Consider the following 22,609-nt stretch of genomic DNA (forward strand, 5'->3'; position numbering starts at 1 on the left):
AAAAACAGGCTCGGAAAGCTCATTTACACCAGTAAACTCCGCTTCCTCGCCTGTTTTTGCCTAGCCAGGCTCTAGCTCGCGAGATCATAAGATGGCTCAAGTAAAGCGAACCTGAACATGACCACTCGTATCCTTACCGGCATCACCACCACCGGCACCCCGCACCTGGGCAACTACGCGGGCGCGATTCGCCCGGCCATCGTTGCCAGCCGTGCCGCCGATGCGGATTCGTTCTACTTCCTGGCCGACTACCATGCGCTGATCAAGTGCGATGACCCAACACGGATTCAGCGTTCGCGCCTGGAAATCGCCGCCACCTGGCTGGCGTTGGGCCTGGATACCGATAAGGCGACCTTCTACCGTCAGTCGGATATTCCCGAGATTCCCGAGCTGTGCTGGCTGCTCACCTGTGTGGCTGGCAAGGGCCTGCTGAATCGCGCCCATGCCTACAAGGCCTCAGTGGACAAGAATGTCGAGCAGGGCGAAGACCCGGACGCCGGTATCACCATGGGCCTGTTCAGCTACCCGGTGCTGATGGCGGCGGACATCCTGATGTTCAACGCGCACAAGGTGCCGGTTGGGCGTGACCAGATCCAGCACGTGGAGATGGCTCGCGATATCGCTCAGCGGTTTAATCACCTGTTCGGCCAAGGCAAGGAACTGTTCGCCCTGCCCGAAGCGGTGATCGAGGAAGATGTAGCGACTCTGCCGGGCCTCGATGGCCGCAAGATGAGTAAGAGCTACGACAACACCATCCCGTTGTTCGGCAGTACTAAGCAGCTCAAGGATGCGGTTGCGAGAATCGTTACCGACTCCAAGCTGCCGGGCGAGCCGAAAGACCCGGATAATTCGCATCTGTTCACCCTTTATCAGGCCTTTGCCGCGCCGACCCAGCAGGCGGACTTCCGCGCTGCATTGGAGGGTGGTCTGGCTTGGGGTGAGGCCAAGCAGGCGCTGTGCACCCTGCTGGAAGCCGAGCTGGGCGAAGCGCGCGAACGTTATCACGCGCTGATCAATAAGCCGGCGGACCTGGAAGATATCCTGATGGCCGGCGCCGCCAAGGCGCGCAAGACCGCCACGCCGTTTCTCGGCGAGCTGCGTGAGGCCGTGGGTCTGCGCTCCTTCCGCAGCCCGGGCACCAACCAGGCGAGCGAGAAGAAGAAAGCCGGCAAGAGCGCGCGGTTTGTCAGCTTCCGTGACGACGACGGCAGCTTCCGTTTCCGCCTGCTGGATGCCGCCGGTGAGCAGCTGTTGCTGTCCAAGTCGTTTGCCGATGGCAAGGCCGCAGGCATGGTCAACAAACGCCTGCAATCCGGCGAGGTGTTGGATGTGCGCGAGCAGGATGGCGGTTTCGGCGTATGGCTGGACAGCGAGTGCGTGGCACAAAGCCCGGCATTCGCCGACAGCGACGCCTGTCAGGCGGCGATTCAGCGTCTGCGTGAGGCCTTGGCACCACAGGAATAAGGCGGATGTAGGATGGGTTGAGCCAGCGATACCCATCAATCGGCTCAACCGACGCGGCCCGACCGATCCTACGGCTGCACTAATCGGATTTCCGCCCGCCCGCGGTGCTGGCCGATTGCCAATCCACGGGGGCGTCGCTAAAGTGACGCCCCCGTTTTACTTGCCCGGCCAAGAGCCTGCTCAAGGCTCGCGAGCTAGAGGCATGCAAGGCAGAAACAGGCGAGGAAGCGGAATGTACTGGTGTACATGAGCATTCCAAGCCTGTTTCTAACGCAGCAGGCCCGACGCGCAGCAGACTTTGAACAGGCTCTTACGAATTATGACGCCCCTAGAACGTTACCAGGCCGACCTTAAACGCCCCGACTTCTTTCATGATGCTGCCCAGGAAACTGCGGTGCGTCACCTGCAGCGCCTGTATGACGACCTGATCGCCGCAGACAAAGGCAGCGCCGGCATGTTCGGCAAGCTGTTCGGCAAGAAGCCGCAGGGACCGGTCAAAGGCCTGTATTTCTGGGGCGGCGTCGGGCGCGGCAAGACCTACCTGGTCGACACCTTCTTCGATTCGCTGCCGTTCGAGCAGAAAGTCCGCACCCACTTCCACCGCTTTATGAAGCGTGTGCATGAGGAAATGCGCACCCTCAAAGGCGAGAAGAACCCGCTGACCATTATCGGCAAGCGCTTCGCCGACGAGGCGCGGGTGATCTGTTTCGACGAGTTCTTCGTCTCCGACATTACCGACGCGATGATCCTCGCCACCCTGCTGGAGGAGCTGTTCAAGAACGGCGTGACCCTGGTGGCGACCTCCAATATCGTTCCGGACGGTCTGTACAAGGATGGCCTGCAGCGCGCGCGCTTCCTGCCAGCAATTGCCCTGGTCAAGCAGCACACCGACGTGGTCAACGTTGACAGTGGTGTGGACTATCGCCTGCGTGCGCTGGAGCAGGCCGAGCTGTTCCACTGGCCGCTGGATGCAGAGGCCGAAGTCAGCCTGGAGAAGAGCTTTCGCAGCCTGCTGCCCGAGCACTGTGTGGTGGAAGAGAACAAGCCGCTGATGATCGAGAACCGCGCGATCTTGGCCCGCAAGGAAGGTGATGACGTGGCCTGGTTCGACTTCCGTGAACTGTGCGACGGCCCACGCAGCCAGAACGACTACATCGAGCTGGGCAAGATTTTCCACGCGGTGATCCTGTCCAACGTCGAGCAGATGAGCACCGCGAAGGACGATATGGCGCGGCGCTTTATCAACCTGGTGGATGAGTTTTACGACCGCAACGTCAAGCTGATCATCTCCGCCGAAGTGGAGCTGAAAGACCTGTACACCGGTGGCCGCCTGACCTTCGAATTTCAGCGCACCTTGAGCCGCCTGCTGGAAATGCAGTCCCACGAGTTCCTGTCGCGCGCGCACAAACCATAATCGCGCTCACCAGCGGCTGCTCCAATTCGGGGGCAGCCTGCTGGCATCGCCGCCTGTACATCCGCCGAAGACAACCGGGCCGTCTGCGCTCTGGCAGGATAAACTGTGCGCCATTGTCTTCCTGTCTTGCGGTAACCCTATGACCTTTGCCTCCCTCGGCCTGATCGAGCCTCTGCTGCGCACCCTCGACAGCCTCGACTACAAAACCCCCACCGCTGTGCAGGCCCAGGCCATCGTGCCGGTTCTGCAAGGTCGCGATCTGATGGCCGCAGCGCAGACCGGCACCGGTAAGACCGCAGGCTTTGCTCTGCCGGTGCTGCAACGGCTGATGATGGAAGGGCCAGAGGTGGCGAGTAATTCGGTGCGCGCGCTGGTACTGGTGCCGACCCGTGAGCTGGCCGAACAGGTGTTGCAGAGTTTTATCACCTACGGCCAGCACCTGCCGCTGCGCAGCTATGCGGTGTATGGCGGGGTCAGTATCAATCCGCAGATGATGAAACTGCGTAAAGGCGTGGACGTGCTGGTGGCCACCCCAGGCCGCTTGCTCGACCTGTTTCGGCAGAACGCGGTGAAGTTCAACCAGGTGCAAACCCTGGTGCTGGACGAAGCCGACCGTATGCTCGACCTGGGTTTTGCCAACGAGCTGGAGAGTGTGTTCCGCGCGCTGCCGAAAAAGCGCCAGACCCTGCTGTTCTCTGCGACCTTTTCCGAAGCGATCCGCAGCATGGCCGGTCAGATGCTCAATGACCCACTGAGCATCGAGGTCAGCCCGCGCAACGCCGCCGCCAAGTCGGTCAAGCAGTGGCTGATCCCGGTGGACAAGAAGCGCAAGAGCGAGCTGTTTCTGCATCTGTATCAGGCCAAACGTTGGAGTCAGGCCCTGGTGTTTGTAAAAACCCGCAAGGGCGTCGACGAGCTGGAAGCCGAGCTGCAGCGCCACGGCATTAGCGCCGACTCGATCCACGGTGACAAGCCCCAGGCCACCCGTCAGCGCGCTCTGCAGCGCTTCAAGGACGGTGAGGTCAAGGTGCTGGTGGCCACCGATGTCGCGGCCCGTGGCCTGGATATCGACGACATGCCGCTGGTGGTCAACTTCGATCTGCCGATCGTCGCCGAAGATTACGTGCACCGCATCGGCCGCACCGGCCGTGCCGGTACCACCGGCCAGGCCGTATCGCTGGTCTGCGCCGATGAAGTGCAACTGCTCTCTGCCATCGAAACCCTGACCCAGCAAGTGCTGCAGCGCATCGACGAGCCGGATTTTATCCCCGATCACCGTGTACCACAGACCCTGCCAGGCGGTCAGGTGGTGAAAAAGCCGAAGAAGGCCAAGAAGCCGAAAGTGGTTGGCGGCGGCAAGGGCGGCAGCCTGGGACGCTGGATGGAGGCGGATGAACCGGCCGCACCGTCAGTCAAGGCGGTGCGCAAGGTGCCGAGCTTTGGCGGGAAAGCAGGTAAGCCTGGCAAATTTGCCAAGTAACCTTAGTTGCGGCTGCCTGCGCCGCTTTCAGTTGCTTCTTGTGGGTGGCGGCAGCCGTAGGGTGGACAACGCAAAGCGTGTCCACCAGAGGGGCTAAATGTTCTGCGCAATCCGCCAGAGCACGCCGCTGGGGTCGATGATCACAAAATCGCGCATGCCCCAGGGTTGATCCTGCGGCGGCACCAAGCGTACGCCGAAGCGCTCGCCAAGCTGCTCATCCACCACCTTCTGCCACCAGGCATCGACGTCTTCCACCAGCAGGTGCATAACGAAGTGCTCCGCCTGCTCCTTGACGTAGAAATTCTGCAGTAAAAAGGCGCAGTGGGCGCCGTGGCTGAAATAAGCCAGGTCATCGCCGACCCAGCCCGGCTTGAAGCCCAGCGCCTGATAGAACGCCTGGCTCAAGGCGAAATCGCGGGCCGGAACGAAGGTTTTCAGTTCAACGCTTTGCAACATCGGATGATTCCTGCACGAGTGGGGTCGAACAGGCTATTAACGGTTGCGCCGGCCCTCTGCCGTGGCCTGGCAAGGGCAGAGATTAACGACTGGCTTGCGCCGCGGCCAGCTGCTTCTTGTGGGTGGCGGCGGCGGTCATGTCATAGATCACCACGCAAATATGTTCGACCTCACCAGTGGCGCCCGCCAACGGCAGCAGGGTGACGTTCTGGTACATAAAGTCTTCCTGCCCGGTAATCGGCTGATAATTCTTGAAGTGCATCAGATACGGATTTTGCTCCCACAGGCTGAACGCGCGGGTGCCCAGTTGTACCACGGTGTCGACCTTACGTTTTAGCCAGACTTCGTTGATCTCGGGGAACAGGTTGAACAGGGTCTTACCGTGCACCTCATCGGGGCCCATGCCCGAATGGTTCTCCATAAAGCTGTTCCATACTTCGACCTGATATTGACGGTCAAGCACGATAACGCCGACGTCGATGCACTGCACGATGTCGAGCAGCCAGTGCACCTCTTTGATATCAATCTGTGCGGGCATGGGCGTACCGCCTAGTTCATCAGGTAGTTGATCTTGTTGGTCAGGCGTTTGATTGAGTCTTCGGTAAACAGCAGCAGCAGGTCGAAGTGGATGTTGTGCGCCTCCAGGCTGTAGCTGACTTCCACTGCGAGGGTCTTCTTCCAGCGGCGCTGATTGAGGTGAATCAGTTGCTCAATGGAGGAGTGTTGGCCAAGTAGTTGCGGATGGCCCTGGGAAAACCGCACATCAATCTGCTCGGCGATCCCGGCCAGGCAAGCGCCGATCAAGATGCTGGCCAGATCCAGAAGCATTTCGGAGGTTTCTAGGTCATCTTTGGGCTGCCACTTGAGCAGGCGCGCCATGTCGGCTACTTCCGAATCATGGAACAGCAGCAACGACTCGCCGGCGATACCGTCGCCGATAAAGCCTTGGCATACCGCGCTCATGCGTTCGCCGTGCATGGCGTCGGTGAGGGTCATATGCAGCTCGCTGACCTCGAATATATTCACCTGAGGCACCGGCAACTGCACAAAAACGCCGAGAGCCTTGGCCAGTAACGCAGCGGCGCGGCCCATGGCGACGTTGGTGATTTCGCGCAGGGCATCGCGAAAATTGACTTTGAGTTCATCGAGCACCGCAGCCTGGGCGATAGCGCCTGGTGTCGCCTTTGGGTCGAATAGGCCGAGTTCGAGGAGAGTGGCGCGCAGTACCTCGGGGTCGGCGGGCTTCTTGATAAAGGCCAGGGCGCCGAGTTCCTTGACCCGGCGTAGCGCCTCCTGCTGCACGTCACCGGAAACCACCACCACCTTGCAGGCCAGGCCTTCGGCGTGCAGCGCAGCAAGGGTTTCATAGCCGTCCATCACCGGCATGGTCAGGTCCAGCAGCATCACCTGGCCCAACCCCTGGCGTAACGCAATCAGGGCTTCCTGGCCATTGCTGGCCTGGCTGATGGTCACCGGCCATTCGGGCGGCAGGGCGCGGATCAATTGTTTGCGCGCCATGTTCGAGTCGTCACAGACCACTAGAGGGATCACGGCTGGAGGTTACCTATGCGCGTTGAAGAACACCGCTCTGGGGCGGTTTCTCTCAAGCATAGTCGTTTGAAATTGCGCGCGGAGGCTCTTAGAGCGTGTTAGCGGTCTTGCGCGCCTGTTTATCACGCAGCTGGGGTCGATGCGCAGTTGATCGAAAACAGGTTCTTACTCGGCCGGCTGTTGCAGCCATTCAAGCATGCCGTGGGCGGCGATCTGTCCGCTGGCAAAGCAGGCGGTCAGCAGGTAGCCGCCGGTGGGGGCCTCCCAGTCGAGCATTTCCCCTGCGCAGAAGGTGCCGGGCAGAGCCTTGAGCATCAGGTTGTCTTTCAGCTGATCGAAGGGCACGCCGCCGGCCGTGCTGATGGCTTCATCAAGCGGTCGTGGGCGGTTCAGGGTGATGGGTAGGGCCTTGATAGCATTGGCTAGCTGCAACGGATCGTTGAAGGCCTCGGCGCTGGCCAGCTCGCGCAGCAGCGCGGCCTTGACCCCGTCGATCCCGGCTTGGCGATGCAGGTGTTTGGCCATCGACTGCGAGCCGCGCGGTTTGCTCAGGGCTGCTTGCAGCTTGGCCAGTGGCGTCTGCGGCAGCAGATCGAGGTGTACGGTGGCGCTGCCATGCTGGTTGATTGTTTCGCGAATCTCAGCCGACAGGGCATACACCAGGCTGCCTTCGATGCCGCTGACGGTCAGCACGAACTCGCCCAGGCGCGGTGCTGCGTCCGGAAGTGCGAGGCTGACGTTCTTGAGCGGCGCGCCGGCGAACTTGTCCCGCAGAAACGGGCTCCAGGCGCTGACATCAAAGCCGCAGTTGCTCGCCTGCAAGGGCGATATCTGCACGCCGCGTGCTTGCAGCAGGCTTGCCCAGGCGCCGTCTGAGCCCAGCCGCGCCCAGCTGCCGCCGCCTAGCGCCAACAGGGTGGCGTCGGCGGTGATCAGCCGCTCGCCTGTGGGCGAGGCGATACGCAGCGCACCGTGGTTATCCCAGCCCAGCCAGCGATGGCGGGTGTGGATCTGCACACCGAGCTCGCGCAGGCGCTTGAGCCAGGCGCGCAGTAGCGGCGCGGCTTTCATATCACTGGGGAATACTCGGCCTGAAGTGCCCACAAAAGTGTCGATGCCCAGGTCATGAATCCAGGCGCGCAGGGCGTCAGCATCGAAATCCAGCAGCAGCTCGGCCACCTCGCTCTGGCGCTTGCCATAGCGGGCGACAAAGGCCGGCTTGGCCTCCGAATGGGTGATATTCATCCCACCCACTCCAGCCAGGAGGAACTTGCGGCCCACGGAGGGCATGCCGTCATACAGCGCGACCTGCACGCCGGCCTGGGCTAGTACCTCGGCCGCCATCAGCCCGGCGGGGCCGCCGCCGATAATCACAACAGTTGAGAGAACGGCAGTACGGGTGGTCATGAGTGGGCATCAGGCAAGAGAGGCGGACATTCTAACTGAGCGCCCGCCACAGTAGCGCCTGGCCGTTAGCGTGTGCGCACATAGAGGCCAGGGGCGGCCTCCTGTGGCGGATACTGCGGGTTGCCCAGCGCTCGTACCGGCTCGCGCTGCTTGCCAGAGCGCTGTTGAACCCACGCCAGCCATTCGGGCCACCAGCTGCCTGCCTGCGGTTGCGCTTGTGCGTGCCAGTCGCGCGGGACGTCACTTAGTTGCGTACTGTCGAAGAAGTTGGCCTTGGGGTTGCCCGGCGGGTTGAGAATGCTCTGGATATGCCCGCTGTTGGAGAGGATAAAGCGCTTGTTACCGCCCAGCAGCTGGGTCGAGCGATAGACCGCCTCCCATGGGGTGATGTGGTCATTGACCCCGGCCACGTTAAAGCTGTCGACCTTGACCTTCTGCAGGTCGATGGGTGTGCCGCAGACCTCCAGGCCGCCGGGCCGCGTCAGCGGGTTGTGTTGAAACAGCTCGATCAGCTCGTGGTGCAGCTTGGCCGGTAGGCGGGTGTTGTCGTTATTCCAGTAGAGGATGTCGAAGGCCGGCGGGCGCTTGCCGAGCAGGTAGTTGTTGACCCAGTAGTTCCATACCAGGTCGTTGGGGCGCATCCAGGCGAACACCTTGGCCATATCGCGCCCCTCCAGCACACCCTGCTCGGCAGAGCGGAGCTTGGCGGCTTCCAGGGTTTTTTCGTCGGCGAATAACATGGCCGGGCTGTCGATCCGGCAATCCAGCAGGCTGACCATATAGGTGGCGCTGGCCACCTTGCGCAACTGGCGCTTGGCCTGCAGATGGCCTTGCAGGGCGGCAATGGTCAAGCCGCCGGCGCAGGCACCGATCAGGTTGACCGAGGCGCTGGCGCTGATCGCTCGACAGGCATCCAGAGCTTCTTCGAGGGCTTGTACATAGCTCGACAGGCCCCAGTCGCGATGCTGCGCATGGGGGTTGCGCCAACTCAGCACGAACACCTGAAGGCCATTTTTCAGAGCGTACTGGATAAAGCTCTTCTCTGGTGCGAGGTCGAAGATATAGAACTTGTTGATCTGCGGCGGCACGATCAGCAGCGGCTTGGCGTACTGCTTCTCGCTCATTGGTTGGTACTGGATCAGCTCCAGCAGCTCGTTACGAAACACCACCGCTCCCGGGGTGATGGCCAGATTGCGGCCGACCTCAAAGGTCTGCTTGCACACCTGGCTGGGCATGCCACCGTTGTGCAGCAGATCGTCGAGTAGGTGGCGCGTACCCTGGATCACGTTGCGTCCACCGGTATTGAGCAATTCCTTGACCGCCAACGGGTTGAGCGGGCTATTCGACGGTGCCAGGGCATCACCGAGCATGCCCAGAACGAAGCGTGCTCGCGCCTGATCATCGGCTGGCAGATTGCTTTCTTCGACCCAGGCGTGCAGTTGCTTCTGGCAGGCCAGGTAGGACTGCAAGCTGCGTCGATAGAACGGGTTGAGGTGCCAGGAAGGGTCCTTGAAACGCGCATCCTTGGGGCATGGCTGATGCACCGTATCGCCCAGCAATATGCGCCGCAGCTGCCCACCCAGGGCCAGCGCGTGGCGGGTACTGTGGATCGGCTGCTTAATGCCCTGGCGGGCCAGGGTGCTTAGGGTGGATAACAGGTTGCGACCGCGCAGGCTGCTTTGTTCGCTCTGTAGCACTGCGGCGGGGATGGGCAGGGCGCCCGCGACGGTTTTTTCTCGCATTACAGATCACACTCCATTGTTATTGCGACAGGGCGGCATGCGGCAAGAACAGGCGACGCGACACGGGTGCAGCCAGTTCCTTTGTGCACAGCCATAAGCCCTAGTCCGGCTTGGCTTGACGGTCAAGTCGCCAGACAGGTGTTGGCGCTATGACGGTATTGGTTGTCCTTTGTCTGCTGGTCATGTCGTTGGTTCAACCAACTCGACGGTCGCAGAAAATCCAGCAGTGCGTGGTGGCAGGCGTGCCAGGCCGCCTGGTGTTCCATGTCGAGGAAATGCCCGCTGTTGCTGATCACGCGGAACTGGCTTTGCGCAGCGTATTCGGCGAACAGGCGAGCGTCCGCCGCCGTGGTGTATTCATCCCGTTCGCCATTGATAAACAGCAGCGGAATGGTGATGGCTGCAGCACAGTTGAGATAGCCCTGGGTGTTCTGGCTTAGTACCTCGTGCACATGCCAGTGCATCTGCCGGTATTCATGCTCGTCCAGGCTGCTGATATGGCGATAGTTGAAGCGCTTGAACAGCGGTGGCAGGTGTTTGCCGATGCAGCCATTGATCAGCCGGCCGATTTGTTCGCGGTCGCACGCCTGCAAGTAGTTCAGGCCGTTTTGCAGGTAGTCGCGCATCGGCGGGTTGAGCCGCGCCGAGAACGAGGCGATCACTGCCTTCTCGATGCGCGGCGGGCGCTGGGCCAAGGCCAGCAAGGTGGCCGCGCCGCCCCAGGAAAAAGACAGCACATGGTCGGCGGCGAAGTGCTCGATCAGCTGCAGCAGTATCTCGGCTTCATCTTCCTTGCGCAGCGGTTGCTTATGCTGATTGTGCGGGCGCGACTGGCCGGCATAGGGCTGGTCGTAGAGCACCACATTGAAGTGCGGCCGCAGGTAACGCAGGGTCTGCGCGAAGGATGCGGTGGTGGCCAGCGAGCCGTTGACCAGAATGATGGTCTTGTCGGCGGTTGGGTTGCGATAGTGCTCGGTATGCACTCTGTACTGAGGGTGAATCTCGACGATGGCAGTTTCCGGTGTCATATCTCTAGCCTCCTGGCACGAGTTACGTCCGGCGCACAGCTGATTGTGCGCTGGGCGATGGAGCAGACAATGAAGCGCTGGCCCCCCAGGGGTGGTCAGAGGTCTTCGCAAATAAGCGGTTGGTATTGAATGACTGCACAGCTTTGTTAGTACCGCGCTTCACTGCATGGGTACTGCCCCAAAAACACGATACTGATAAGTCTGTATGTGACTGTACGGTCAGATTTAACCAGCTGCACGCGTGAGGAAGCAAGTCGGCCGGTTGTTTATTCTGTTTTTTAGCGCACGTTGCTGTTTATGAGGTGCTTGTGGCGGTGGGGCTCTGGCTTGCCCTAAACCTTGTTATTTACCCCGGCTTCGGGCAGGGTCGATGGATACTTTTCTGACAGGAGCGCCTTATGTCTGACCTCTACCCCAGCATCGATCCCGACGGCCTGATCGAATACTCGGTGGTCTACACCGATCGCTCCCTCAACCATATGTCGCAGTCGTTTCAGGGCGTGATGAGGGACATCTCCAGCACCCTGAAACAGGTTTACAACGCTCATGCCATGGCCATCGTTCCCGGTAGCGGCACCTATGGCATGGAAGCGGTGGCGCGCCAGCTGGCCAGCGGGCAGAAGTGTCTGGTGCTGCGCAATGGCTGGTTCAGCTACCGCTGGACGCAGATTTTCGAGATGGGCCAGATCCCCTCGGAATCAATTGTGCTCAAGGCACGGCCGATTGCCGAAGGCAGTCAAGCGGCCTTCAGTCCGCCGCCGCTGATTGATGTGCTGGCGACCATTGCTGCGGAAAAACCACAGGTGGTCTTCGCCCCGCATGTAGAAACCTCCTCGGGAATGATCCTGCCGGACGGTTATCTGCGCGCTGTGGCCGATGCTGTGCATGCAGTTGGTGGCCTATTTGTGCTTGATTGCATTGCTTCCGGCACCCTCTGGGTGGATATGCAGGCCTGCGGCATCGATGTGCTGATCAGCGCCCCGCAAAAAGGCTGGAGCGCTTCGCCATGCTGCGCCTTGGTGATGCTTAGTGAGGCCGCCCAGACTCGCGTCGAAGCCACCCAGAGCAGCAGCTTTGCCTGCGACCTGAAGAAATGGCTGCAGATCATGCAGGCCTACGAGCAGGGCGGCCACGCCTACCACGCCACCATGCCCAGTGACGCTCTGGCCCGCTTTCGCGATGCCATGCGCGAGGCCGAAGCCATCGGTTTTGCCACCGTGCGCCAGCAACAGCAGGAGCTCGGTGAGCGTGTGCGCGCCTTGCTAGCCAGCAAAGGGTTCAAGAGTGTTGCCGCCGAAGGCTTCGAAGCCCCTGGTGTGGTGGTTTGCTACACCTCTGATGGCAGCATCAAAAACGGCAGCAAATTTGCCGCCCAAGGTCTGCAGATCGCCGCCGGCGTACCGCTGCAGTGTGATGAGCCGGCGGATTTCCAGACCTTCCGCTTAGGGCTGTTCGGACTGGACAAGCTGGGCAACATCGAGCGCACCGTGACGACGTTGGAGCAGGCGCTGGATAAGGTGTTGGCGGGGTAGCGCAATAAAGAGACGAGCCCGGACTTGATGCCGGGCTAGCTCTTGTCGGTTTACGGGCGGCTTAAGATCGTAAGCAGCGGCTAGACAAAAGGCTGCCCGCCGAAGCCCCTGGGTAGCCGTTGTTGACCTGGTAGGTCGGTGAGCCGTTGTTGCCAGGATGCGCGCCAGTCATTGCTGGTGTGGGCGATCTTGGCTTTGCGTGCGGCTCTTCGCGCCGCGTTGCGCGCCGCTGTGCGATTTTCCTTAAACACTGCGGTGCCGCGGCAGCTGCGGCATTTCACCTGAGACAGTTCGGTGGTGGAACTGAGGTTGTTGCCATGGTGGCCGCAGGCGAGATGGCCGTCGACTCGGTAGTGAGTAACCATAGGTGTATCTCCTTGGCAAAGTATGCGCTGCGCAGCGTAGAACCCCGAGATCGCCAAAGACGTGATCGCTTGAGCGCGCTGCCATGGCGTCAATCACGCCGCAGCCGAGGGCCTTGACGGCCTTGCGCCTATGCAAGAAGACAGGGGTGGCCTAACCCCTGCCTGGATCGCAACCTCGTCGCCGGCTTGGACACGCTCCGGTTTTTCTCAGTCGCATCCCATCAGTGCTTTAGACCCCCGAGTCTGGAGTGGGTTCGCTGGCCAGGTCTCCAGCGCGTAGGATGGCTATCGCAGCGCTCAATGCCATCCTACGGTTTACCCGACCTTGACTGCCTGCAGGGTATAGCTCAGCGGCAGTCTTTGCGGCTGGTTGCTCAGCCGCCATTCGCCGTCTTCACCCAGAGTCATCTGGCCCGGTAGGGCTTCCCAGGGGATGCTGGTGTGTTCTTCAAGCAAGATCAGGCGCATGCCGTGGTGCAGCAGCGCTGTGATGATTTCGCCCAGGCCGTGATTCCATTCGTGGGTGGTGGTGGCGGTCAGTTTGCTGTCGCTGGCCACATAGCTGTACTCGTCATTCCAGACCTGCGGCTCGCTATGTTCGAAGTAGGAGTGGACCATCTGCAAGGCATCCTGGCAGTCCTGGTCGAGGGTCATCAGTACGGGATGCATCTCGCGCAGAAACAGGCGTCCGCCGGGCTTGAGCAGGGCGGCGACATTACGCGCCCAGTCATTAATATGCGGTAGCCAGTTCAGTGCACCAATGCCCGTATAAACCAGATCGAATGACTGCCCATTGAGCACCTTGGCGGCGTCGTAGACCGAGGCTTCGACGAACTGGATAGGCGTGTCGCAGGCGTTCGCCAATTGGCGCGCCTGCTCCAGCGAGGCCGGGGAAAAATCCAGGCCGCTCATCTGCGCGCCCAGGCGGGCCAGTGACAGGGTGTCGGTGCCGATATGGCACTGCAGGTGCAACGCGCGCAGGCCACGGATATCGCCAAGGCGCGGCAGATCAAAGCGCACCACTTCGGATAAATGCGCGGGCGAGGCGATAAACAGCTGAATTTGGTAGTCGGGCGACGCCGCATGCAAGGCGGCGCGCTCGTTCCAGTTGGCTTTGTTCAGGGCAAACGAGTCATCCATGACGGTATTCCATTCAATGTGCGGGGGAGTGCTTATCCAGCGCGCTCAGTATGGCGTGCGCGGCCTTGATTCTGGCAGCGTTGGGGTAGTTCTTGTTGGCCAGCATAACCAGGCCGAGGTCCTGGCTGGGGACAAACACCGCGTAGGCACCGAAGCCGCCGGTTGAGCCGGTTTTATTGAATAGGCTGCCACCCGGCTCGAGCTCTGGTGGCAGCAGGCGTGTTGCGGGTTGCGCTTCCAGGGCCATTGCTGGTGAATTGCCAGCTTGCAGGCGCTCCAGGCTGATCGGGTAGGGGTAGCGCTCCCAGCCGAGGCCCTGAGTCATTTCGCCAACGCGGTAATAGCCGGTGTGGGTAATGCCGATAGCGCGCTGCAGGTCAGGGTTGAGGCCGGCCGGGCTGAGATTGGCCTGGACAAAACGCAGCATGTCCTTGGCGTTGGTTTTCACTCCGTAGGCTTCGGCGTCGAGCATCCCTGGTGAGACGCGCAGCGGCTGGTTGTCCTTGCTGTAGCCGTGGGCATAGCTCGGCATCTGCGCCGCCGGCACCTGGATATAGCTGTGTGGCATACCGAGCGCGGGAAACAGCGTGCCCTCCATCAACGTGGGGAACGGCTGGCCCATGCTCTTGGCGGCTAGCAGGCCAAGCAGGCCGATGCTGGGGTTGGAATAGCGTCTGTGAGTTCCGGCGATATGTTCGGGCTGCCACTGGCGGTAATAGGCGAGCATGCTCGCCGGGTCGGTCACGTGGTCGGGGAACTGCAGCGGCAGCCCGCCGGCGGTGTAGGTGCCGAGGTTGAGCAGGCTGGCGTGTTCCAGCTGGCTGCCGCGCAGCTCGGGCCAGTGCTGGCCGGCGCTGCCCATCAGGGTCAGCTTGCCGGTAGTCTGGGCCAGTGCGGCGAGGGTGGCGGTGAGCGGTTTGCTGAGCGAGCCGATTTCAAACAGAGTATCGCTGGTCACGGGCTGTTGGTCGTCCAGCCGCGCCACGCCATAGTTGAAGTAGTGGGCCTGGCCGTTGTGGCTGATCGCCACGGCCATACCGGCGATGTCATATTCCGCCATCACCGGGCGGATGCTGGCGTCCACCAGCGACTGCAGTGTGTCGGCTGCGTGTGCGGCACTGCCGAATGCCAATGCGGCCAGCAGGGTCGGCAGGGTGCTGAGTTTTCCGTACATGCTTTGCAGGTTCCTTAGTTGTGGTGTGCGCGATGTGACCGCGCAGGCAGCGCTTTTATCCCAGCCTGCGGGCCTGCCAGACTTTGGCGGCGCTGTGGTGCAGGATGCCGTGGCGTCGGGCTAAGGCGTGGCGGTCCTTGTCGTAGCCACCGCCAATCAAACCTACCACCGGAATATCGCGGCTCAGGCAGTGGTTGAGTACGGCTTCGTCACGGGCGGCGATGCCGGCGTCAGTCAGGTTTAGGTAGCCGAGGGCGTCATGCTGGTGCACGTCGACGCCGGCGTCGTACAGCACGATATCCGGCTGATAAAGCGGTAGCAGGTAGTTGAGGCTGTCATCCACCACCTTTAAATACTCGTCATCGCCCATGCCGTTGGGCAGGGGAATGTCCCAGTCGCTGGCGGCCTTGCGTGTCGGGTAATTCTTTTCGCAGTGCAGCGACACGGTGATCGCCTCCGGGGTGTTTTCCAGCAGGCGCGCGGTGCCGTCGCCCTGGTGCACGTCGCAGTCGAAGATCAGCACGCGCTGGGCTTTACCGCTGGCCAGCAGATAATGACTGATCACTGCCAGGTCATTGAAGATGCAAAAACCGGCCGGGTGATCGTAATGCGCATGGTGGGTGCCGCCAGCCAGGTGACAAGCCAGACCATTCTGCAGGGTTTGCTCGGCGGCCAGCAGCGAGCCGCCCACGGCACGGATGGTGCGCTGCGCTAGGGCGGCGCTCCAGGGCAGGCCGAGGCGGCGTTGCTCTTCATAAGCCAGTTCGCCGCTGGCGAAACGCTGGATATAGGCCGGACAGTGGGCCAGGGCGAGTACCTCGGTTGGGCATAGTTCAGGGCGTAGCAGCTCGGCATCGGTGCTCAGGCCACTATCGACGAGGTGATCGCGCAGCAGGCGAAACTTCTCCATGGGGAAGCGGTGGTTGGCCGGGAAGGGTGGGCTGTAGTCGTCGTGATAGACCAGCGGCAGGCGCATGGTGGCGGGCTCAGGCGGAAGTGGCTGAAGTATGGAGGCAGGTTTATACGACACTCAAGCCCGGCTGCCGATTGGCCAGAATGCTGCCATTATTGTCCGCATCCATCTTTCAGTCGGGCCGACAAGTGTTGGCAAAGCCTTTACCATCTCGCCCCCAGTCAGGTGCGTTTACAGGAGAGCATGCATGAGTCAGGTGTTGAATGAGTTGGTCGCCCTGCTGACCCTGGAAACCATCGAAGAAAATCTATTTCGCGGTGTCAGCCAGGACCTCGGTTTTCGCCAGTTGTATGGCGGTCAGGTGCTTGGTCAGTGTGTCTCGGCGGCCAGCCAGACGGTGGATACCGCGCGGCATGTGCACTCCATGCACGGCTACTTCCTGCGCCCCGGCGATGCCACGCTGCCGGTGGTCTATCAGGTTGAACGCGTGCGTGATGGCGGCAGCTTCAGCACGCGGCGGGTAACCGCGATCCAGAAGGGCAAGCCGATCTTTACCTGCAGCGCCTCGTTCCAGTTCGATGAGGAGGGTTTTCATCACCAGAACCCGATGCCAGAGGTTCCGGGGCCTGAGGGGCTGAAATCGGAAACCGAACTGGCGCGCATGGTCGTCGATGCCTTGCCCGAGCGCATGCGTGAGCGGGCGGTGAGTGATAAGCCGATTGAGATTCGCCCGGTCACAGTGGGCAATCCCTTTGCGCCGAAACCCTGCGAACCGGTCAAACATGTATGGTTCCGCGCGGCTGGCGAGCTGCCGGATGATCCGCAGCTGCACAAATATCTGCTGGGCTACGCCAGCGACTTCAATCTGCTGACCACTTCGATGCTGCCGCATGGCGTCTCGGTGTGGCAGAAGTTTATGCAGGTCGCCAGTCTCGACCACTCGCTGTGGTTTCACGGCAATCTGCGCATGGACGACTGGCTGCTCTACAGCATGGATAGTCCCTGGGCCGGCAATGCCCGTGGCTTCTCGCGTGGCAGCATCTTCAATCGCCAGGGCCAACTGGTGGCCTCGGTCGCACAGGAGGGCCTGACCCGTGTGCGTGAGGACTGGAAGTGAGTCTGGGCGCTGCCCGTCATTGGGTGTTCGATATGGACGGCACCCTGACCCTGGCGGTGCACGACTTCGAGGCAATCAAGCGGGCGTTGGATATTCCCCTGGAAGACGACATCCTTGGCCATCTGGCGGCATTGCCTGCCGCTGTGGCTGCGGCTAAGCATGCTTGGTTGCTGGAGCATGAGCGCGAGCTGGCGCTGACCGCCGCGCCGGCTCCAGGGGCGATTGAGCTGGTGCGCGAGCTGCACCGGCGCGGCTGTCGCCTCGGTATCCTTACCCGTAATGCCCATGAATTGGCGCTGCTGACCCTGCGCGCCATCGGCCTGGATGACTGCTTTGCTGTGTCGGACGTGATCGGCCGCGATGAAGCGCCGCCCAAGCCTGATCCGGGCGGCTTGCTGCACCTAGCCCGGGCCTGGCAAGTGGCGCCAAGCGAGCTGGTGATGGTTGGCGATTACCGTTTTGACCTGGAATGCGCCCGCGCTGCCGGGGCACGCAGTGTGCTGGTGAACCTGGCGGAAAATTCCTGGCCGCAGTTGGTCGATCATTTCGCCGTGGATTGCAGGGCATTGCAGCAGGCGTTGTAGGGTGGCTCGGGGCGCGTCGCTAACGCTCTTTTTATCCCCCCATTCAGCTCCCCATTTTCAAGGGCTGCATTTGTAGGGTGGATGGCGCTCTTTTCATCCACCATGAGGTAACAACTGGTGGATGGGTGAGGCGTCATCCACCCTACGGGTTGGCTGTTTAATGGCAGCAGCCGGATTCCAGATCCTTGAGGATCGGGCAGTCCGGGCGGTCGTTGCCCTGGCAGTTTTCCATCAATTCCTTGAGGGTGTCGCGCAGGCCGCTGAGTTCGCTAATCTTGCGCTCCAGTTCGGCAATATGCCCTGCGGCCAGTGCTTTGACATCGGCGCTGGCGCGTTGGCGGTCCTGCCACAGGGCCAGTAGCTGGCTGACTTCGGCGAGGGAGAAGCCGAGATCGCGCGAGCGTTTGATAAACGCCAGGCGATGCAGGTCCTGCTGGCTGTACTGGCGGTAGCCGCTGTCCGTGCGGCCGGCCTCGGGTAGCAGGTCGATGCTTTCGTAGTAGCGAATCATCTTGGCGCTAAGGCCGGTTTTCTTGGCGGCTTGGCCGATATTCATCGTTGTGCTCCTACCCGGCGGCTTATTCGTAGTCTTTGGGTTTCCAGGTTTTCAGCAGCAAGGCATTGCTCACCACGCTGACGCTGGACAACGCCATGGCCGCGCCCGCGAGCATCGGGTTAAGCAGCCCAGCTGCCGCCAGTGGAATGCCGATCAGGTTGTAGGCGAAGGCCCAGAACAGATTCTGGCGAATCTTGTTGTAGGTGCGTTTGCTGATATCCAGCGCGTCGACAACCAGGCGCGGGTCGCCACGCATCAGGGTTATGCCGGCGGCGTGCATGGCCACATCGGTGCCGCTGCCCATGGCGATGCCGACATCAGCGGCGGCTAGCGCCGGCGCGTCGTTGATGCCGTCGCCAACCATGGCCACCACTGAGGTTTTCTTCAACTCACTGATGATTGCCGCCTTGTTCGCCGGCAGCACCTCGGCATGTGCGACGGTGATGCCTAGCGCTTGCGCCACGGCGTGTACGCTGCCTTTGTTGTCGCCGCTGATCAGGTGGCTGTCGATGCCTTGCGCGGTCAATGCGGCAATGGCCTGCTCCGCGCCGTCCTTGAGCGTGTCGCCAAAGGCAAACAGGCCGAGGACCTGCGGCTGTGGCGCTAACTCCGCCAGCCAGGACAGGGTACGGCCTTCGGCTTCCCAGGCCAGCGCTTCGGCGATCAACGTCTGGTTCTGTAGCCAGTGTTCTTCCAGCAGGCGCTTGTTGCCTAACGCCAGCTCTCGTCCGTCGATCTGGCCGGCAATGCCGCGTCCGGCCAGGGCTTTGCTATGGCTGACTTCAGCGAGTGTCAGGTGGTCTGCTGCACATTGATCCAGCACGGCTTTGGCCAGCGGGTGTTCGCTGCCGCGTTGCAGGGCTCCGGCCAGTTGCAGCAGTTGTGTGGTGTCGCCGTTGACGGCTTGCATGTGAGCGATGCGTGGCGAACCAGAGGTCAGCGTGCCGGTTTTGTCGAAAGCCACCAGATTGACGGCATGGGCTACTTCCAGGGCTTCGGCGTCCTTGATCAGGATGCCGTGGCGCGCCGCCACCCCCGTGCCGGCCATGATTGCCGTGGGGGTGGCCAGGCCCAGAGCGCAAGGGCAGGCAATCACCAGCACCGCTACGGCGTTGAGCAGGGCACTTTCAAACCCAGCACCGAGTTCTAGCCAGGTTATCAGGGTGGCCAGGGCGATCAGCAGTACGCTGGGCACGAAGATCCGGCTGACTTTATCCACCAACTTCTGGATCGGTGCCTTGGCGGCTTGGGTGTCTTCGACCAGTCGAATAATTTGCGACAGTACGGTCTCCGCACCCAGTGCTGTGGTTTCGATCAGCAGACGGCCCTCGCCATTGATCGATCCGGCCGTTATTGGGTCTCCCGGCTGCTTGGGCAGTGGCAGGCTTTCACCGCTGATCAGCGCTTCGTCAGCATGGCTTTGACCTTCCTGCACCACACCATCGACCGGAAAACGCTCGCCCGGTTTGACCACAATGCGGTCGCCTAACTGTAACTCGCCAATGCTGATCCACTGCTCGCTGCCGTCTTGCAGGCGCAGGGCACGTTCAGGGCGCAGGGCCTGCAGGGCGCGGATGGCACTGCTGGTCTGGCGCTTGGCGCGGCTTTCCAGGTATTTGCCGAGCAGGATCAGGGCAATGATAACCGCCGAGGCTTCGAAATACAGGTGGGCCACTTCGCCGGCTGGAGTGACTGCCCACTGATACAGGCTCAGGCCATAGGCGGCGCTGGTGCCGATGGCCACCAATTGATCCATATTCCCGGCACGGGCACGCAGAGCGCTCCAGGCCGCGCGGTAGAAGCGTGCACCGAAGATAAATTGCACCGGTGTAGCCAGGGCGAACTGTGCCCAGGCTGGCAGCATCCAGTGCAGACCGAGGGGTTCGACAAGCATCGGGATGACCAGTGGTACGGTCAGCACAATGGCCAGCAGCAGGGACCAGCGCTCGCGCAGCAGGTGCTCTTCGGCGGCTGGCTTGGCCTGTACGGCATCGTCCAGCAGGCTGGCACGGTAGCCAGCCTGGCTGACGGCCTGTAGCAGGGGAGTGTGATCAGTGCCGCGCAGTACCTGCAACAGTGCGCGTTCGCTGGTCAGGTTGACATTGGCCGAGAGCACGCCTGGCTGTTGCGCCAGAGCCCGCTCGATGCGTCCTGCGCAGCTGGCACAGGTCATACCGGAAAGAGCTAGCTCCAGGCGCTCGCTGGGCACCTGATAACCGGCTGCGCTGACGGCGTTGACCAGTTGTTCCAGGCTGTCGGCAGGCGCTTCGACGCGGGCCTGTTCACTGGCCAGGTTGATGCTGACGCTGGCGACATCGGCCACCTTGGCCAGTGCGCGCTCGATCCGCTCGGCGCAGCTGGTGCAGGTCATGCCGCTGATTGGCAGGTTGAAGGTGGTGAGGCTGGACATGGGTGGTCCTCCATTGAGTTCCAGCACAGGATCGACCTTGCCATGCTGGTAAGGTCAAGATCTTTTATCCCTTGACCTTACCCTTATGGCAAGGCCAACACTCGGCTATCCGTTTACCATGGCGACTTATTTATTCAGGAGGTTGTTTATGCAGGTTTCTCAGGTTCACGCATTCCGGGTCGATGGCATGACCTGCCAGGGTTGCGTAAAGACCATCACCGAGGCGCTCAAAGCCTGTGACCCGGCAGCTGATGTGAAAGTGAAGTTTCTCGGTGGCGAAGTGCGAGTGAGCAGCAGTGTGCCGGTTGATCAACTGATGGTGGCCATCGTCGAGCAGGGTTACGGCGTCAGCTTGGCGTAAGCACTGCAACGTCTGGCCAGTCGCGGATCAACCCGCGAAAGCAGGCGTCGACCATGGGCGCGGTGTCGCTGAGTGGGTCGAACAGATTGGGGTCGCGCGACCAGTCGTGGAACAAACCGACTATCAAGGCATGCACGGTGCGCGCGGCCAGGCGCGGCGTCAGCCCTTCATACAAGCGCAGGCGCACTGACGGCGTGTTGAACTGCTGTTCGCAGAGCGCGATAAACAGGTTGATAAAGGCTTCTTGGCGCTCTTCGGCCTCGCGCAGTTCTTCGGTGAACTCACACCTGCGTAGCAGGATGGTGAAGATGCGTTTCTTCTGTGGCTCGCGCGCTAGGTTCTCGATGGCCTCGATACATAGCTCGCGCAGGGTCTGTAGCGGGTCGTGTTCAGGGCAGCCGCGCATGCGTTCGGCCAGCTGTTCCGGCGGCAGCCGCACCTGATTGAGCATGGCGTTGAACAGGTCGGCCTTGTTGGCAAAGTGCCAATACACCGCACCGCGTGTTACTCCGGCATGCCGGGCGATGTGCTCCAGACTGGTATGCGCTACGCCCTTTTCCAGAAACAGCGTTTCGGCGGCATCAAGGATGGCGCAACGGGTTTTCTCGGCTTCTTCTTTGGTTCGGCGCATGGCAGCAGGCGTATTTCTGGCTAGGCTGAGCACAAAGTGTAATGAACTTAAGGGTAATGTTCTATTTACAAACACTTGTGTATGTAACTAGCATTGCCGGTCTCAAACGTTGCGCCCCGCGTTTATTCGGAGACACCCATGTTTTTTCCCCGTCGTCTGCCGGTCACTGCCGGTTCCTTGCTGTTGGCTATTCTGGCCACTCCGCTGTTTGCCGCCGATGCTCCGCCAGCACCCGAGGTGGTAGTCGAAACGGTTAAGGCCGAGGCTCTGCCGCTGGAGCTTGAATATTCCGCGCGTACGGCCGGTTTTCGTGAAGTGCAGGTGCGGGCCCAGGTCAGTGGCATTCTGCAGGAGCGCACTTATCTGGAGGGGAGTCAGGTCAAGCAGGGCCAGGTGATGTTCCGCATCGATCCGCGCACCTACCAGGCCGCGCTGAGCCGCGCCAAGGGCGCGTTGGCGCAGGAGCAGGCGCGTTATCGACAGACCGAGCGCGACCTCAAGCGCATCCGCGAGCTGCAGAAAAAGGGTTTTGCCAGTGAGAGCGAGCTGGACAATGCTGTCTCCAACTTCGAGCAGAGTAAGGCCAATATTCAGGCTGCCGAGGCCGAGGTGCAGTCCAAGCAGATCGACCTCGACTACACCACGGTGAAAGCGCCCATCTCCGGCATCACCAGTAAAGAGACCGTTTCCGAAGGCAGCCTGATGGTAGCCGGTGATCCGAATGCCAGCCTGTTGAGCAACATCACCCAGCTGGACCCGATCTACGTCAACTTCGCCGCACCAGACTCCGATGTGGAAAGCGTGCGCAGCGGCTTGCAAAACGGCAGCCTGGTGCTGCCGGAAGACGGCAAGATGGGCGTGCAGATCAAGCTCGGTAACGGCAGTATCTACCCGCTGGAAGGCAAGGTGGATTTCACCGATAGCCTGATTGATCGCGGCACCGGCACCGTCAGCGCTCGCGCGGTGGTGCCTAACCCGGATCAGACGCTGTTGCCGGGCCAGTTCGTTCGTGTGCAGGTCAAGGGCTTGAGCATTCCCAACGCCATGACCCTGCCGGAACGCGCAATTGCCCAGGGCCCAAGTGGCACTTTTGTCTACGTAGTGGACGATGGCGGTGTGGCGCGTGTGCGTCAGGTCACCACCGGGCACACTGCCAACGGGCGCTGGGTGATTGTTTCCGGTATCAGTGTTGGTGATCGGGTGATCGTCGAGGGCTTGCCGAAGGTGCGTCCGGACAGCCCGGTAAAAGTTGCCGCCCCAGCTGCCAGCCAATCCTAAGGAGCG

21 protein-coding genes are annotated in these 22,609 nt (G+C 61.3%); 8 read left to right on the forward strand and 13 right to left on the reverse strand.

What is annotated here, in order from left to right:
- The first annotated feature begins 117 nt into the window (after positions 1–117).
- The 3 genes from AACX99_RS13750 to AACX99_RS13760 all read left to right on the forward strand — a co-directional run bounded on the left by AACX99_RS13750 (position 118) and on the right by AACX99_RS13760 (position 4,358).
- Positions 118–1,464: a tryptophan--tRNA ligase gene (locus AACX99_RS13750; protein WP_339412621.1), complete on the forward strand. Its 1,347-nt coding sequence runs from the start codon at positions 118–120 to the stop codon at positions 1,462–1,464.
- Positions 1,465–1,783: 319 nt separating this feature from the next.
- Complete coding sequence (gene zapE / locus AACX99_RS13755) at positions 1,784–2,878, forward strand: cell division protein ZapE (RefSeq protein WP_339412622.1); 1,095 nt, start codon at positions 1,784–1,786, stop codon at positions 2,876–2,878.
- Between the two features lie 139 nt (positions 2,879–3,017).
- A complete protein-coding gene (locus AACX99_RS13760) occupies positions 3,018–4,358 on the forward strand; it encodes a DEAD/DEAH box helicase (protein ID WP_339412623.1) in 1,341 nt (446 codons plus the stop codon).
- 93 nt (positions 4,359–4,451) lie between these two features.
- On the opposite strand, the gene AACX99_RS13765 is transcribed toward AACX99_RS13760, so the two are convergent.
- The 6 genes from AACX99_RS13765 to AACX99_RS13790 all read right to left on the reverse strand — a co-directional run bounded on the left by AACX99_RS13765 (position 4,452) and on the right by AACX99_RS13790 (position 10,542).
- Positions 4,452–4,814, reverse strand: coding sequence for a VOC family protein (locus tag AACX99_RS13765; protein WP_339412624.1), 363 nt, complete (start codon positions 4,812–4,814; stop codon positions 4,452–4,454).
- Between the two features lie 82 nt (positions 4,815–4,896).
- Complete coding sequence (locus tag AACX99_RS13770) at positions 4,897–5,352, reverse strand: PAS domain-containing protein (protein WP_339412626.1); 456 nt, start codon at positions 5,350–5,352, stop codon at positions 4,897–4,899.
- A gap of 11 nt (positions 5,353–5,363) precedes the next feature.
- Positions 5,364–6,365 carry a response regulator gene (locus AACX99_RS13775; protein WP_339412627.1) on the reverse strand — a complete coding sequence of 334 codons (1,002 nt, stop codon included), beginning with the start codon at positions 6,363–6,365 and terminating at the stop codon, positions 5,364–5,366.
- Between the two features lie 165 nt (positions 6,366–6,530).
- Positions 6,531–7,772 carry a TIGR03862 family flavoprotein gene (locus tag AACX99_RS13780; protein ID WP_339412628.1) on the reverse strand — a complete coding sequence of 414 codons (1,242 nt, stop codon included), beginning with the start codon at positions 7,770–7,772 and terminating at the stop codon, positions 6,531–6,533.
- Between the two features lie 65 nt (positions 7,773–7,837).
- Positions 7,838–9,514, reverse strand: coding sequence for a class II poly(R)-hydroxyalkanoic acid synthase (gene phaC / locus AACX99_RS13785; protein WP_339412629.1), 1,677 nt, complete (start codon positions 9,512–9,514; stop codon positions 7,838–7,840).
- Between the two features lie 122 nt (positions 9,515–9,636).
- Complete coding sequence (locus tag AACX99_RS13790; protein ID WP_339412630.1) at positions 9,637–10,542, reverse strand: alpha/beta fold hydrolase; 906 nt, start codon at positions 10,540–10,542, stop codon at positions 9,637–9,639.
- Between the two features lie 398 nt (positions 10,543–10,940).
- Here AACX99_RS13790 and AACX99_RS13795 point away from each other — a divergent pair, with 398 nt between their 5' ends.
- A complete protein-coding gene (locus tag AACX99_RS13795; RefSeq protein ID WP_339412631.1) occupies positions 10,941–12,074 on the forward strand; it encodes an aminotransferase class V-fold PLP-dependent enzyme in 1,134 nt (377 codons plus the stop codon).
- Between the two features lie 80 nt (positions 12,075–12,154).
- On the opposite strand, the gene AACX99_RS13800 is transcribed toward AACX99_RS13795, so the two are convergent.
- The 4 genes from AACX99_RS13800 to AACX99_RS13815 form a co-directional block, all read right to left on the reverse strand.
- Positions 12,155–12,439 carry a hypothetical protein gene (locus tag AACX99_RS13800; protein ID WP_339412633.1) on the reverse strand — a complete coding sequence of 95 codons (285 nt, stop codon included), beginning with the start codon at positions 12,437–12,439 and terminating at the stop codon, positions 12,155–12,157.
- Between the two features lie 315 nt (positions 12,440–12,754).
- Positions 12,755–13,579 carry a class I SAM-dependent methyltransferase gene (locus AACX99_RS13805; protein WP_339412634.1) on the reverse strand — a complete coding sequence of 275 codons (825 nt, stop codon included), beginning with the start codon at positions 13,577–13,579 and terminating at the stop codon, positions 12,755–12,757.
- A 13-nt stretch (positions 13,580–13,592) separates the two neighbouring features.
- A complete protein-coding gene (ampC, locus tag AACX99_RS13810) occupies positions 13,593–14,753 on the reverse strand; it encodes a class C beta-lactamase (protein WP_339412635.1) in 1,161 nt (386 codons plus the stop codon).
- A 55-nt stretch (positions 14,754–14,808) separates the two neighbouring features.
- Complete coding sequence (locus tag AACX99_RS13815; protein ID WP_339412636.1) at positions 14,809–15,729, reverse strand: histone deacetylase family protein; 921 nt, start codon at positions 15,727–15,729, stop codon at positions 14,809–14,811.
- A gap of 184 nt (positions 15,730–15,913) precedes the next feature.
- Here AACX99_RS13815 and tesB point away from each other — a divergent pair, with 184 nt between their 5' ends.
- Positions 15,914–16,783: an acyl-CoA thioesterase II gene (gene tesB / locus AACX99_RS13820; protein ID WP_339412638.1), complete on the forward strand. Its 870-nt coding sequence runs from the start codon at positions 15,914–15,916 to the stop codon at positions 16,781–16,783.
- Positions 16,780–17,367, forward strand: coding sequence for an HAD family hydrolase (locus AACX99_RS13825; protein ID WP_339412640.1), 588 nt, complete (start codon positions 16,780–16,782; stop codon positions 17,365–17,367). Before tesB ends, AACX99_RS13825 begins: the two co-directional genes overlap by 4 nt.
- Before the next feature lie 157 nt (positions 17,368–17,524).
- On the opposite strand, the gene cueR is transcribed toward AACX99_RS13825, so the two are convergent.
- Entirely contained in the window at positions 17,525–17,923 is a 399-nt protein-coding gene (gene cueR / locus AACX99_RS13830; protein ID WP_339412642.1) for a Cu(I)-responsive transcriptional regulator, read from the reverse strand.
- Between the two features lie 22 nt (positions 17,924–17,945).
- Positions 17,946–20,333, reverse strand: a complete 2,388-nt coding sequence (locus AACX99_RS13835; protein WP_339412643.1) for a heavy metal translocating P-type ATPase — start codon at positions 20,331–20,333, stop codon at positions 17,946–17,948.
- Positions 20,334–20,481: 148 nt separating this feature from the next.
- On the opposite strand from AACX99_RS13835, the gene AACX99_RS13840 reads away from it, so the two are divergent.
- Complete coding sequence (locus AACX99_RS13840) at positions 20,482–20,694, forward strand: heavy-metal-associated domain-containing protein (RefSeq protein ID WP_339412644.1); 213 nt, start codon at positions 20,482–20,484, stop codon at positions 20,692–20,694.
- Here the strand turns inward: AACX99_RS13840 and AACX99_RS13845 are convergent.
- Entirely contained in the window at positions 20,681–21,325 is a 645-nt protein-coding gene (locus AACX99_RS13845) for a TetR family transcriptional regulator (protein ID WP_339412645.1), read from the reverse strand. The two genes, AACX99_RS13840 and AACX99_RS13845, sit on opposite strands and share 14 nt — an antisense overlap.
- A 138-nt stretch (positions 21,326–21,463) precedes the next feature.
- Between AACX99_RS13845 and AACX99_RS13850 the strand changes: the two genes are divergently transcribed.
- Complete coding sequence (locus AACX99_RS13850) at positions 21,464–22,603, forward strand: efflux RND transporter periplasmic adaptor subunit (RefSeq protein ID WP_339412646.1); 1,140 nt, start codon at positions 21,464–21,466, stop codon at positions 22,601–22,603.
- Positions 22,604–22,609: the final 6 nt, after the last annotated feature.

The sequence above is a fragment of the Pseudomonas sp. EA_35y_Pfl2_R5 genome (assembly GCF_963970805.1).
Lineage (GTDB): Bacteria > Pseudomonadota > Gammaproteobacteria > Pseudomonadales > Pseudomonadaceae > Aquipseudomonas.

Excerpts from the sequence above, each read along its gene's own strand:
- AACX99_RS13750 (WP_339412621.1), top strand. The coding sequence starts at position 118 with ATGACCACTCGTATCCTTACCGGCATCACCACCACCGGCACCCCGCAC.
- zapE (WP_339412622.1), top strand. The coding sequence starts at position 1,784 with ATGACGCCCCTAGAACGTTACCAGGCCGACCTTAAACGCCCCGACTTC.
- AACX99_RS13760 (WP_339412623.1), top strand. The coding sequence starts at position 3,018 with ATGACCTTTGCCTCCCTCGGCCTGATCGAGCCTCTGCTGCGCACCCTC.
- AACX99_RS13765 (WP_339412624.1), bottom strand. The coding sequence starts at position 4,814 with ATGTTGCAAAGCGTTGAACTGAAAACCTTCGTTCCGGCCCGCGATTTC.
- AACX99_RS13770 (WP_339412626.1), bottom strand. The coding sequence starts at position 5,352 with ATGCCCGCACAGATTGATATCAAAGAGGTGCACTGGCTGCTCGACATC.
- AACX99_RS13780 (WP_339412628.1), bottom strand. The coding sequence starts at position 7,772 with ATGACCACCCGTACTGCCGTTCTCTCAACTGTTGTGATTATCGGCGGC.
- phaC (WP_339412629.1), bottom strand. The coding sequence starts at position 9,514 with ATGCGAGAAAAAACCGTCGCGGGCGCCCTGCCCATCCCCGCCGCAGTG.
- AACX99_RS13790 (WP_339412630.1), bottom strand. The coding sequence starts at position 10,542 with ATGACACCGGAAACTGCCATCGTCGAGATTCACCCTCAGTACAGAGTG.
- AACX99_RS13795 (WP_339412631.1), top strand. The coding sequence starts at position 10,941 with ATGTCTGACCTCTACCCCAGCATCGATCCCGACGGCCTGATCGAATAC.
- AACX99_RS13800 (WP_339412633.1), bottom strand. The coding sequence starts at position 12,439 with ATGGTTACTCACTACCGAGTCGACGGCCATCTCGCCTGCGGCCACCAT.
- AACX99_RS13805 (WP_339412634.1), bottom strand. The coding sequence starts at position 13,579 with ATGGATGACTCGTTTGCCCTGAACAAAGCCAACTGGAACGAGCGCGCC.
- ampC (WP_339412635.1), bottom strand. The coding sequence starts at position 14,753 with ATGTACGGAAAACTCAGCACCCTGCCGACCCTGCTGGCCGCATTGGCA.
- AACX99_RS13815 (WP_339412636.1), bottom strand. The coding sequence starts at position 15,729 with ATGCGCCTGCCGCTGGTCTATCACGACGACTACAGCCCACCCTTCCCG.
- tesB (WP_339412638.1), top strand. The coding sequence starts at position 15,914 with ATGAGTCAGGTGTTGAATGAGTTGGTCGCCCTGCTGACCCTGGAAACC.
- cueR (WP_339412642.1), bottom strand. The coding sequence starts at position 17,923 with ATGAATATCGGCCAAGCCGCCAAGAAAACCGGCCTTAGCGCCAAGATG.
- AACX99_RS13835 (WP_339412643.1), bottom strand. The coding sequence starts at position 20,333 with ATGTCCAGCCTCACCACCTTCAACCTGCCAATCAGCGGCATGACCTGC.
- AACX99_RS13840 (WP_339412644.1), top strand. The coding sequence starts at position 20,482 with ATGCAGGTTTCTCAGGTTCACGCATTCCGGGTCGATGGCATGACCTGC.
- AACX99_RS13845 (WP_339412645.1), bottom strand. The coding sequence starts at position 21,325 with ATGCGCCGAACCAAAGAAGAAGCCGAGAAAACCCGTTGCGCCATCCTT.
- AACX99_RS13850 (WP_339412646.1), top strand. The coding sequence starts at position 21,464 with ATGTTTTTTCCCCGTCGTCTGCCGGTCACTGCCGGTTCCTTGCTGTTG.